The 12700-nt window shown below is 33.3% G+C and carries 8 protein-coding genes, 1 pseudogene and 1 other annotated feature; all 9 genes and pseudogenes read left to right on the plus strand.

All coding sequences use genetic code 11. The features are described 5' to 3' along the window. Positions 1-3: 3 nt before the first annotated feature. The 9 genes and pseudogenes from secF (at position 4) to aspS (ending at position 12635) form a co-directional block, all read left to right on the plus strand. A complete protein-coding gene (gene secF, locus TETH514_RS07385; protein WP_003868510.1) occupies positions 4-915 on the plus strand; it encodes a protein translocase subunit SecF in 912 nt (303 codons plus the stop codon). A gap of 82 nt (positions 916-997) precedes the next feature. Next, positions 998-2665 carry a 2-polyprenylphenol 6-hydroxylase gene (gene ubiB, locus TETH514_RS07390; RefSeq protein WP_009052295.1) on the plus strand — a complete coding sequence of 556 codons (1668 nt, stop codon included), beginning with the start codon at positions 998-1000 and terminating at the stop codon, positions 2663-2665. Between the two features lie 8 nt (positions 2666-2673). Then, positions 2674-5121, plus strand: a complete 2448-nt coding sequence (gene recJ / locus TETH514_RS07395; RefSeq protein ID WP_009052296.1) for a single-stranded-DNA-specific exonuclease RecJ — start codon at positions 2674-2676, stop codon at positions 5119-5121. Between the two features lie 13 nt (positions 5122-5134). Continuing rightward, positions 5135-5656 (plus strand): adenine phosphoribosyltransferase, encoded by a 522-nt coding sequence (locus tag TETH514_RS07400; RefSeq protein ID WP_009052297.1) that lies wholly within the window; start codon positions 5135-5137, stop codon positions 5654-5656. A 46-nt stretch (positions 5657-5702) separates the two neighbouring features. Continuing rightward, positions 5703-7861, plus strand: a pseudogene (locus TETH514_RS07405) (bifunctional (p)ppGpp synthetase/guanosine-3',5'-bis(diphosphate) 3'-pyrophosphohydrolase). A gap of 11 nt (positions 7862-7872) precedes the next feature. Continuing rightward, entirely contained in the window at positions 7873-8322 is a 450-nt protein-coding gene (gene dtd / locus TETH514_RS07410; RefSeq protein WP_003868856.1) for a D-aminoacyl-tRNA deacylase, read from the plus strand. 10 nt (positions 8323-8332) lie between these two features. Beyond that, the gene (locus tag TETH514_RS07415; RefSeq protein ID WP_009052299.1) at positions 8333-8965 is read left to right on the plus strand and encodes an MBL fold metallo-hydrolase; all 633 of its coding nucleotides are present in this window, start codon (positions 8333-8335) and stop codon (positions 8963-8965) included. 352 nt (positions 8966-9317) lie between these two features. Beyond that, positions 9318-9519: a binding site (T-box leader), on the plus strand. Between the two features lie 66 nt (positions 9520-9585). Beyond that, entirely contained in the window at positions 9586-10842 is a 1257-nt protein-coding gene (gene hisS, locus TETH514_RS07425) for a histidine--tRNA ligase (RefSeq protein ID WP_009052301.1), read from the plus strand. 14 nt (positions 10843-10856) lie between these two features. Further along, positions 10857-12635 (plus strand): aspartate--tRNA ligase, encoded by a 1779-nt coding sequence (gene aspS, locus TETH514_RS07430; RefSeq protein WP_009052302.1) that lies wholly within the window; start codon positions 10857-10859, stop codon positions 12633-12635. Positions 12636-12700 lie beyond the last annotated feature (65 nt).

Raw genomic sequence — 12700 nt, forward strand, 5'->3', positions numbered from 1 at the left:
TGAGTGAATCAACACAGATTTCATATAGACGTCATTGGTAAAACTAAGATTTGGTTTGCGATATCAGGAATTGTAATCTTAATTGGTGTAATAGCAATGTTTGTAAATGGATTTAATTGGGGTATAGATTTTACTGGTGGAACAATAATGGAATTCCAAATTGGCAAATCTTTTGATACTGCTGACATCATAAAAATATTAAACAATTATAAAGTCAAAGACTTTCAAGTGCAGAAAATAGGCACAAAGGGAGATACTGTTTCAATAAAGACAAGCCCAATATCTAATGAAACTCGACTTTCTATAATAAAAGATATAGAGTCAAAATATAATTTAACGGAAAACGATCTGATAATGTCACAACAAGTAGGACCTTCTTTAGGCGCAGAAATAAAATTTGGAATGATACGTGCTCTATTGCTGGCTTCTGCTGTAATGTTTATCTATTTAGGATTTAGGTTTGAATTTGAAATGAGTGGGGCTGCAGTTATTGCTTTACTCCACGATGTGATTATATTAATTTCTATATATGCTATTTTTCACATAACAGTTAACGCTCCTTTTATAGCAGCAGTTTTAACTGTATTTGGCTATTCTGTGAATGCTACTGTCGTAATTTTTGACAGAATAAGGGATAACTTAAAAATCATGAGAAGATCGGATTATGCAAAAATTGCAAATGTTAGTGTAAATCAGACTCTTACAAGGTCAATAAATACAACTTTGACTACGTTGATTATCCTTGTTTTAATGTATTTCTTAGGACCCAAGGCATTGAAAGATTTCGCATTGCCTTTGCTTATTGGGATAATTTCGGGAACATATTCTTCGATATTTATCTCTACTCCTCTTTGGGTATTAATTAAGAATAGAGAAAAGAGAAGAAAAACCTCTAATAAACCTATAAAAGCCTAAGTTTTAAATAAATACAAAAAATCTAGTGGCATAATATCTCTTTTTAGAGATAATGCTACTAGATTTTTATTGAGGTGAAAAAATGAATTTGCCTTTTATTTTTAGAAATAAAAATATTACCAGAAGATATAAAGAGATATTAAAGATTTTAACTAAAAATGGTTTTGGTTTTATTTCTGATATTTTATTAAAAGGTGGACATATACCTTTTCATATACTGAAAAGTCATGATTACATGGGAGCAGGAGAGAGGATTCGGAAAACATTAGAGGAATTAGGTCCTACTTTTATAAAAATGGGACAGCTTTTAAGTACAAGAGGGGACCTTATTCCCCATGATATTTTATTGGAACTTGCTAAACTTCAAGATGATGTAGAACCAGAAGACTTTGTAACTATAAAGAATATTTTAGAAAGTGAATTAAAAGGCAAAATATCGGATTTTTTCATTTATTTTGATGAAACTCCTATTGCTTCAGCTTCTATTGGACAAGTTTATAGGGCAAAAATTAAAGAAGGGAAAGATGTCGTTGTTAAAGTACAGCGTCCAGAAGTATCCCAAAAGATAAATGCTGATATAATAATTCTAAAGAATATTGCTAAAATTTTGAATGAGCGTATAGTTGATGCTCCTTTGGATTTTGTAGAAATTGTTGATGAATTAGCCGAATCTCTTCTCAATGAATTGGATTACACACAAGAAGGGAATAATGCCGAACGCTTTAGAGAAAATTTTGAAAAGGAAAGTTATATCTACATACCTAAAGTATATTGGGGATACACTACAAAGCGCGTTCTTACAATGGAGTACGTAGAAGGTATAAGTGTAAAAAATAGAGATTTACTTGTTAAAAAAGGCTTTGATTTAAAGAAAATTGCAAGAGAGGGAGCATGGGCTATATTTTTACAAGTTTATGAATTTGGTCTTTTCCACGGAGATCCCCATCCTGGCAATATCTTAATTACAAATGATGGCAAAATTTCATATATAGATTTTGGAATTGTAGGCTACCTTGATAAATCCTCAAGGGAAATGATAATTGACCTTTTTAAAGCTTTTGCTGAGAATGATATTGAGGAAGTAATAGAAGTTTTGTCGGACATGGGTGCCATAAGGCCTGATACTAACCTTAGAACTCTTAAGTCTGATTTGAGCCATATAATAAATTATTTTTACAATACTCCTCTAAAAAATATCAGTGTGAATGATTCAATGAGGAAAATAATGTCAACTGTTTATAAGCATAAGCTGATTTTACCTCCAGGGTTTACTTTACTTCTCAAGTCCTTAGCTACAGTAGAAGGTGTAGGCAGAAGCTTAGATCCCGATTTTAGCATTTCTAGTGTAGCAAAAGATTTTATAAAAGAGGTATATTTGAGAAACATCAGTTTAACTAAAATATTAAAAGAAAACTCGAAGGATTTACATAAGGCAATAATAGTATTGAGAAAACTTCCTTCCAAAATCCAAAGTATAATGACAAAGCTTATAAAAGACGATATAAAAGTTAGAATAAACCTTGATGAAAGTGAAAGCTTACGCTATGACTTAAATATTATGGTGAATAAAGTTATTATAAGTATCATAGCATCAGCATTAATTGTAGCTTCTTCATTGGTTTTGACATTTCAAGGGGGATATAAAATTTTCGGCTACAATGCATTGGGGCTTTTTGGCTATGTGGTTGCTTTACTTCTGTGCTTATGGGTCTTTTATCGAATCTTTATAATTGAGAGGAGAAAAAAATAGGAGAATTTGTGGGTGATTTGATGTCCAAAATTTACAGGTGGATTTTGAAGGAGAATAAAGATTCTCGATTGTCTGAAGAAGTACAAAAAACTTATGGGTTACCCAAAATAATTGCTGATATGCTTTCAGCAAGATTAAACCTCCAAGAAGTTAAGAGTTTTTTAAATCCTGATTTGAAAGATTTGTACTCTCCTTATCTTCTAAGGGGAATAAAAGAGGCAAAAGATTTGATACAACAACATATTGCCTCGAAGGATCTAATCACCATTTATGGGGATTACGATGTAGATGGAATTACTGCTACCTCTATCCTATATTTAACCTTAAAAAAATTAGGGGCAAAAGTGGATTATTACATACCAGAAAGATTAGTTGAAGGATATGGTATAAATGAAGAAGCGATAGACAAAATTGCACAGAGAGGAACAAAACTTATAATTAGTGTAGACTGTGGTATAACCTCTGTTAAGGAAGTGGAAAAAGCTAAATTTTTGGGAATAGATGTAATTATAACTGACCATCATAGTATCCCTAAAGAGATACCACAGGCAGACGTTGTGATAAATCCTCATTTACCTGATAGTGAATACCCTTTTTGTGACCTGGCAGGGGTAGGGGTTGCTTTTAAACTGTCACAAGCTCTTATTGGAGAAGAAGCTTATGAACTTTTAGATATTGTTTCAATAGGAACTATTGCAGATATTGTCCCTTTATTAGGAGAAAATAGAATAATTGTAAAAGAAGGACTAAAAAGACTAAATGAAACACAAAATATAGGTTTAAAAGCCCTCATAAAAGCTTCTGGATTGCAAAATAGTGAAATTGATGAATATCATGTGGGATTTATATTAGCTCCTCGCCTCAATGCTGCAGGGCGATTAAGAAGTGCAGAAGCGGCTGTGAGGTTATTGATAAGCCAAGATGAAAAAGAAGTAGAAGAGATAGCAGAATATTTAAATCAAGAAAATTTAAATAGGCAACAAATAGAAAATCAAATACTTCAGGAAGCAATCAAAAAAATAAAAGAGACGGTTGATTTAAATAAGGAAAAAGTAATTGTACTGTGGGATAAAAATTGGCATCCAGGTGTTATTGGAATTGTGGCATCCCGGATAACAGAAAGGTTTCATAGACCTTCTATACTTATAAGTTTAGGAGAAGGGGAAGGAAAAGGTTCAGGGCGAAGCATAGAAGGCTTTAATTTGTATAAAGCATTAGAATACTGTAAAGATTATTTGATAAAATATGGCGGTCATGAAATGGCTGCTGGAATAAATATTGAAAAAAACAATTTGGAGATTTTTAAAACTAAGATAAATGAATACGCTGATACGGTGCTTAGTGATCTTGATTTAATTCCAAGTTTAAGAATAGATGCAAAGGTTAAAAATGAAAAGATAGATATAGAAATAGCTAAACAAGTTCAAAGGTTTAAACCTTTTGGCAGCAATAATCCTCGGCCTAATTTTTTATTTGAGGGTTTGACAGTTACAAAAGTATTTGACTTAAATGGTGGAAAATACAAAAAAATCATCGTCCAAAAAGACAAGTTTGTGTATGAGCTTATGCTATTTGATGCATCAGAAAAAGGAAACGATGTAAAAATAGGAGATGTAATAGATGTTGTGGGAAGCATTGAAATAAATAGCTGGAACGGTATAGAGTTAGTAGTGATAAATGTAAAAGATTTAAGAATTAAGTTGCCTTTGTTTTCCTACTATAAAAACTTGAGCAAAATCATGGTAGAGTATAAGCCCGACAAAAAAGAGATAGACAAAAAAGTTGATTATATAATTGACCAAAGAGGAATTAATAATAAGTGGGAATATGTGCTGAAACTTTTTAAAGGAGAAAGCAAAACAGTTGTCATAGTAAATACAATTGTAGAACTTAGGTCATTACTTAGATATCTCAAAAAAGAAAAGTTTTTGGATTTTTCTTTATGCAATGTGGATTGTAAAAAAGAAAATGGTATACTATTTTTCCCAAATTCTTTAAAACCATTAAAATACTACGATGATATAATTATTTATGATATACCCTTTAAAAAAGAAATCTTTTACCACATTCTTTCTCATTCACAAGGAAAGAGGATTCATTTAGTTTTTAAAGAAGCAGATATATATTATAACTTAAAATCCTTTGACGAAATTTTTCCTCAAAGGAAGGACTTTATTAAACTTTACAAATTTATAGAAGAAGGAAACAACATTTTATTTAAAGAACATTTGCATCCACAACTGAATTTAAATCCAATAAAATTTTCATTTTGCATAAAAGCAATGAAAGAAATAGGATTGATAAATGTAAAAGAACGTGATAATATTTTTATGTTAAGCAAAAATTCTGTGTCACAAAAGGTTAATATTGAACAAGCTCGAATAATGCAACAGATACTCTCAGCTAAAAAAGAGTTTATTGAATTTGCCAAGTTCATTGTCAGCCAGAAAATTTAAGGAGGTTTTTGTAATGACGCTGGAAGAAATCAAAATGATGATTAGAGAAATACCTGACTTCCCTAAAAAAGGAATAAAATTTAAAGATATTACACCTGTTTTAAAAGATGCGCAAGCTTTCAATTATTCCATAGAAATGCTGGCTAAGGCTTTAGAGGGTAGAAAATTTGACCTTATTGCAGCGCCAGAAGCAAGAGGATTTTTGTTTGGAGCCCCACTAGCTTATAGATTGGGAGTAGGATTTGTCCCTGTCAGGAAACCTGGAAAATTACCTGCTGAAACTTTAAGCTATGAGTATGAACTGGAATATGGGACAGATTCTCTTGAAATACACAAAGATGCTGTTTTAGAGGGACAAAGAGTTGTGATAGTTGATGACTTACTGGCTACAGGTGGGACAATTTACGCTTCTGCAAAACTTGTTGAAAAATTGGGTGGAATAGTAGACTCTATTATTTTCTTGAGTGAGTTAACTTTTTTAGATGGTAGAAAAAAACTTGACGGATATGATATAATTTCATTAATAAAGTTTTAATCTATTAAGTGGCTTTAAGCCACTTTAATTATAAGGTGTGGTAAATATGTTGGACAAAGTGATAAATAGGATAAAAAAATATATGGGTGATGATGCAAATTTAGGTTTAATATACAAAGCTTATGACTTTGCTGTAAATGCTCATGACGGCCAGATAAGAAACTCAGGAGAGCCATATATTATTCATCCCATAGAAGTTGCATATATTTTGGCCGAACTAGAGTTAGATATTACCACTATTGCAGCAGGCCTTTTACATGATGTAATAGAAGACACAGATGTGACTTATGGGCAGTTACTGGAATATTTTGGCAAAGAAATTGCTGATTTAGTTGATGGAGTTACAAAACTTGGTAAAATAGAATATAAAAGTAAAGTAGAGCAACAAGCTGAAAACATGAGAAAAATGCTTATAGCAATGGCAAAAGACATAAGAGTCATACTTATAAAATTAGCTGACAGGCTTCACAACATGAGAACTCTCAAATATTTACCTCTTGACAAACAAAAAGAAAAAGCGGAAGAGACTTTAGAGATTTATGCCCCTATTGCTCATCGCTTAGGAATATCTAAGATAAAATGGGAATTAGAAGACTTGTGCTTGAGATATTTGCATCCGGATGAGTATTATGACCTCGTAGAAAAGGTTGCTGCCAAAAGAAAAGAAAGAGAAGAGTTTATACAAAATATCATAACTACAATTAAAGAGAAATTAAAAGAAATGGGGATACAAGCAGAAGTAGATGGTAGACCTAAACATTTTTACAGTATCTACAAAAAGATGAAAACGCAAAATAAAACCTTTGAACAAATTTACGATTTGTTAGCAGTGAGGATAATTGTTAACACCGTAAAAGACTGTTATGGTGTATTAGGAATTGTTCATACTTTATGGAAGCCAATTCCTGGCAGATTTAAGGATTACATTGCAATGCCTAAGCCTAATATGTATCAATCCCTTCACACTACAGTAATAGGTCCTAAAGGAGAACCTTTTGAAATACAAATAAGAACATGGGAGATGCACAAAACGGCAGAATACGGTATTGCAGCCCATTGGAAATATAAAGAGGGTAAGACTTCAGAAGACGAATTTGACCAAAAGCTTTCTTGGCTTAGGCAGCTTTTAGAATGGCAGAAAGAGTTAAAAGATGCAAAAGAGTTTATGGAAACATTAAAAATTGATCTTTTTACAGATGAGGTTTTTGTCTTTACTCCTAAAGGGGATGTCATAAATCTTCCAGCGGGGTCTACTCCTATTGACTTTGCGTACAGCATACACACTGAAATAGGTCATCGATTAAATGGTGCTAAAGTAAACGGTAAAATAGTCCCTATAAATTATCAATTAAAAAACGGTGATATTGTTGAGATATTAGTAAGTCCAAATAAAGACAGAGGTCCAAGCAGAGACTGGTTGCAAATTGTCAAAAGTTCTCAAGCGAGAAACAAAATCAGACAGTGGTTTAAAAAAGAAAAAAGAGAAGAAAACATCGCTCGCGGCGAGGAAATGTTGGAAAGAGAGCTAAGGCGTCATGGCATCCAGCCTGCTATGATAAAGAGCGAGATATGGGATGAAGTCCTTAAAAAACTTAACATTCACACAATGGAGGATTTATATGCAACAATTGGTTATGGAGGGTTAACTTTAAATCAGGTAATACCGAGAATTAAGGAAGAAATCAAAAAATCTCAGAAAGAAATAGGTTTAAAGTCCGTTTCATTGATAAGGCTGGAAAGAAAAAAGAGAAAACAGGCGGAACGGGGGTCATTGTAAAAGGTGTAAACAATGTAATGGTGAGGTTTGCAAAATGTTGTTCTCCTGTTCCGGGAGATGAAATAATAGGTTATGTGACTAAAGGAAGGGGTATTTCTATTCACAGAAAAGATTGTCCCAATATAAAAGAATACCTTTTTGATAGGAACAAGATTGTAGAAGTAGAGTGGGATCAAGGCAAGAACATCGCTTATCAAGCTGATATACAGATTATGGCCAATGATAGATTTGGGCTTTTAACAGAAGTTACAAGTGTTCTTGCAGATGTAAAAATTGCTGTAAAAGCTGTCAATGCTAGAACAACAAAAGACAATATTGCAATTATAAATTTAACTTTAGAGATTATTTCAAAAGAGCAACTGGAAAAAGTTATGAATAAGTTAAAAGCTTTGGAAGGAGTAATGGATGTTTACCGATTAAGTGCATAGAGGTGATTTTTTTGAGAGCTGTTGTTCAAAGAGTGATTCGCGGAGAAGTAAGTGTAGATGGAGAAGTAATAAGTTCAATAGGGAAAGGATTTGTTGTTTTGGTTGGCATATCTGTTGATGATAATGAAAATGACGTAATGTACATGGCGGATAAAATAGTAAATTTACGTGTTTTTGAGGATGAAGAAGGAAAAATGAATTTGTCGCTTTTGGATATAGGAGGAGAAGTTTTGCTCGTCTCTCAATTTACTTTGCTGGGAGATGTGAGAAAAGGCAGAAGGCCTAATTTTATGATGGCTCAAAAGCCGGAAGAGGCTTTGAAGTATTTTAATTTATTAGTAAATGAGATTGAAAAAAGAGGTGTGAGTGTCAAAACAGGTAAATTTCAGGCCATGATGAAAGTATTAATTGAAAATGACGGGCCTGTTACTATACTTATTGATTCTAAAAAAATATTTTAGGAGTGAGTTTATGAAAATACAAAGGTATGTGGTAGGACTTTATGGAGCCAATTGCTATATTGTTTCTGACGAAGAAGAGAGGGAAGCAATTGTAATAGACCCAGGGGAATATTCATCTGAAATACAAGATTATATTGTTACTAACAATTTAAATGTAAAATATATTTTACTCACACATGGGCATTTTGATCACATAGGTGGAGTAGAAGAGCTGAAAAAACTAACTCAAGCAAGCGTTGCCATTTCAAAAGAAGACGCTCCTATGCTTTTAGACCCTAGTTTAAACTTATCTGAAATGGTCTATAAAAAAATACTATGCAATCCTGCAGATATTTTATTAAGTGACGGTGATACTCTATATTTTGGAAAATACAAAGTAGAAATCCTACACACTCCAGGACACACAAAGGGTGGAGTGTGTTTTAAAATTGATAACGTCTGTTTTACAGGAGATACTCTTTTTAAAGACTCAATAGGAAGACACGATTTTCCTGGAGGAGATTTTTCTACTTTAAGGGACTCTATAAAAAATAAGCTTTTAGTTTTAGGAAATGATGTTACAATATACCCCGGTCATGGGGACTCTTCAACTATTGGCAAAGAAAAGAGACTTAATCTGTTTTTGAGGGATTTGATGGAGTGAAAAAGCAAGAGGACCTTCAAAATTATAGTTCTTCTTTAATTTTTTGCAATATGCTTTTTAATGTTTCTATTTCTTGGGGAGAGAGTTTTTCAAAAATTGGCTGTAAGACTTTCATTCTAAAGTCTACCAAATGTTTATAAATATTTTCTCCTTTTTTTGTTAAAGAAATATGTATTTTTCTTCTATCTTCTAAATCAAAGTTCGAAATTGTTTTGTCAATAGTTGGTGGAATATTAGGAAAATATAAAAAAAGACATTGTAGAACAATGCCCAATTAGCAATAAAAATGTAAAAGATAATTGTGATTGACAGTTAGTAATAGTATAATGTATAATATCAAATAAAATGAAGGATAAATGCGATGACCAGGAGAGTAGCAATAGCAGGTATACAGGGAGAAGATACCGTGATTGAGAGTATCTTCATACTTATGCTATTGCGAAAGACACCTGTGAGCAGACCAGTCGATAAGGTAGGCTGTGTCCGTGAACCTGCGTTAAGGGAATGAGTCCAAATCAGGGTGGCACCACGGGATTTAACCTCTCGTCCCTGCAAATTGTTGCAGACGAGGGGTTTTTAAATGTATAAAGTTTTTACAAAATGTAAAAGGAGTTGGTGAAATGCTTACAAAAGCGCCAAGAGGGACAAAGGACATTCTCCCTTCAGAATCATATAAATGGCAATATATAGAAGGACTCATAAGGGAGATATGTGATGTTTACGGTTTTAAAGAGATAAGAACGCCTGGCTTTGAACATACTGAGTTGTTTTTAAGGGGAGTAGGGGAATCAACCGACATTGTGAGAAAAGAGATGTACACTTTTACTGATAAAGGTGGGAGAAGCATTACTTTAAAGGCTGAAGGTACTTCTCCAGCTGTAAGAGCTTTTATAGAGCACAATTTGTACGCAGAAACACAGCCTACCAAATTGTACTATATAACTCCTGTTTACAGATATGAAAGGCCTCAATCAGGAAGGTTAAGAGAACATCACCAATTTGGAGTAGAAATTTTTGGTGCTAAAAACGCTTCTGCAGATGCAGAAGTTATAAGTGTTGCTATGACTTTATTAAAAAAATTAGGGCTTAATAATTTGGAGCTTAGAATAAACAGTGTAGGATGTCCTGTTTGTAGAAAAAATTATAATAAAGTACTTAAGGATTTTTTAAAGGACAATTTGGAGTATTTGTGTGATGACTGTAAAGTCAGATATGAGATAAATCCTTTGAGGGTGTTGGATTGCAAAGTAGAAAGTTGTCAGAGGATAACCAAAGATGCCCCTCTCATTACAGATTATTTGTGTGATGATTGCAAAAGTCATTTTGAAGAGCTACAAAAATATTTAGATATAATGGGCTATGATTATATAATTGACCCCAGAATTGTGAGAGGACTTGATTATTATACCAAAACTGCTTTTGAAATAATTTCAAAAGACATCGGAGCTCAGGGGACTGTATGCGGTGGAGGAAGGTATGATGGTCTTATAGAAGAATGCGGAGGGCCTTCTATGCCGGGAGTAGGTTTTGGAATGGGACTAGAGAGACTTTTACTTACTTTGGAGCAAAACGGCATTGAAATTCCAAAACCTGAAGGGATAGATTTGTTTATAGCTTATGTTGGTGAAGAAGCAAAATTATTTACTTTTGCTCTCGCAAATAAGTTGCGATTTAATGGATTAAAAGTAGAAAGAGACAATATGGATAGAAGCTTAAAAGCTCAAATGAAGTATGCCAATAAGCTTAATGCGAAATTTGCCATTGTAATAGGGGAAGAAGAGATGAAGGAAAACAAAGTTAAATTGAAAAATATGAGAGATGGAAGCGAAGTAGAAATATCCATTGATGAGATAGAACAAAGGATAAAAAATATATAAACGGAGGGAGTTAAATGGGAGAACAATTAAATGGACTTAAAAGAACTCACATGTGTGGAGAATTGACAGTTGAAGACGTAGATAAATATGTTGTAGTTATGGGATGGGTACAAAGGAGAAGAGACCATGGAGGATTAGTGTTTATAGATTTAAGAGATAGAACAGGCATTGTGCAGGTGGTTTTTAGCAATGAGGTTTCTTCTGAAGCTTTTGAAAAAGTGCAAAGTGTAAGAAGTGAATACGTCCTTGCAATAGAGGGAAAAGTGGTAAAAAGGTCACCTGAAAATGTAAATCCTAAAATTTCTACAGGAGAAATTGAAATATATGCCAATACTTTAAAAATTTTAAGTAAATCAGAAACTCCGCCTTTCCCAATAGAGGATAGGAGCAATGTATCAGAGGCCGTAAGGTTAAAATACAGGTATTTAGATTTGAGAAGACCTTCAATGCAGAAAAATTTGATGACTCGGTTTAAAATAACTAAAGTTGTTCGTGACTTTTTGAATAAAAATGGTTTTATAGAGATAGAAACGCCTCTTTTAATTAAAAGTACGCCAGAAGGTGCAAGAGATTACCTCGTACCAAGTAGAATTTATCCAGGAAAATTTTATGCTTTGCCGCAATCTCCTCAAATATTCAAACAACTTCTTATGATTTCTGGATTTGATAAATATTACCAAATTGCTAAGTGTTTAAGAGATGAGGATTTGAGGGCAGATAGGCAACCAGAGTTTACACAAATAGATATAGAAATGTCTTTTGTAGAAGTAGAAGATGTTTTGAAAATTAACGAAAAAATGATTGCAGAGATATTTAAAGAGACTTTAGGCATTGATGTACCAATTCCTTTTAAAAGATTATCTTATCAAGAATCCATGGAAAGATTTGGGACAGATAAACCAGACTTGAGGTTTGGAATGGAACTTAAGGATTTATCTGATATAGTGGCACAATCAGAATTTAATGTGTTTAAGACTGCTTTAAAAAATAACGGTTCTGTGAGAGGTATAAATGTAAAAGGTGCTGCTTCTATGCCAAGAAGACAGTTGGACGAACTGGTAGAGTTTGCAAAAACTTATGGCGCTAAAGGACTTTTGTGGATACAAGTTTTTGAAAAGGAAGTGAAATCTCCTGCTACTAAATTTTTAAGTGAAGAAGAAATGAAGAAAATACTCGAAAGACTTGAGGCAGAAGCCGGAGATTTGCTACTAATTGTGGCAGACAAAGATGAAATAGTTTTTGATACTTTAGCTCATTTGAGGCTAGAGCTTGGCAAGAGATTTAATTTAATTGATGAGAATAAATATGAGTTTGTTTGGATAGTAGATTTTCCACTTTTAGAGTACGACGAAGGAGAAAAAAGGTATGTAGCAAAGCACCATCCTTTTACTGCTCCTAAAGATGAAGATATAGAGCTACTGGAAAAGGAACCTTTAAAAGTCAGGGCAAAGGCTTATGACATAGTTTTAAATGGTACAGAGATTGGTGGAGGAAGTATAAGGATACACGATACTGAGCTTCAAAAAAGAATGTTTAAAGTTTTGGGATTTAGCGAAGAAAAAGCGTGGGAAAGATTTGGATTTTTGATGGAGGCTTTCAAATACGGTGCTCCTCCCCATGGAGGTATAGCTTATGGGTTGGATAGGCTTGCAATGATTATAACGGGAAGCGACACCATAAGGGATGTAATTGCATTTCCAAAGACTCAAAATGCAGTGTGCTTGATGACAGATGCTCCTTCTGAGGTTTCAGAAGAGCAGTTAAAGGAATTGCACATAAAGGTAGACCTATAAACGTTTACCAGTTGAAAAATAGAGGCTTTTGTGCTATTATTTATATAGAAATATGAATAAAGTTG

The organism is Thermoanaerobacter sp. X514 (genome assembly GCF_000019065.1).
In the GTDB taxonomy this organism is placed as follows: domain Bacteria; phylum Bacillota; class Thermoanaerobacteria; order Thermoanaerobacterales; family Thermoanaerobacteraceae; genus Thermoanaerobacter; species Thermoanaerobacter pseudethanolicus.

Excerpts from the sequence above, each read along its gene's own strand:
- ubiB (WP_009052295.1), top strand. The coding sequence starts at position 998 with ATGAATTTGCCTTTTATTTTTAGAAATAAAAATATTACCAGAAGATAT.
- TETH514_RS07400 (WP_009052297.1), top strand. The coding sequence starts at position 5,135 with ATGACGCTGGAAGAAATCAAAATGATGATTAGAGAAATACCTGACTTC.
- TETH514_RS07415 (WP_009052299.1), top strand. The coding sequence starts at position 8,333 with ATGAAAATACAAAGGTATGTGGTAGGACTTTATGGAGCCAATTGCTAT.
- hisS (WP_009052301.1), top strand. The coding sequence starts at position 9,586 with ATGCTTACAAAAGCGCCAAGAGGGACAAAGGACATTCTCCCTTCAGAA.
- aspS (WP_009052302.1), top strand. The coding sequence starts at position 10,857 with ATGGGAGAACAATTAAATGGACTTAAAAGAACTCACATGTGTGGAGAA.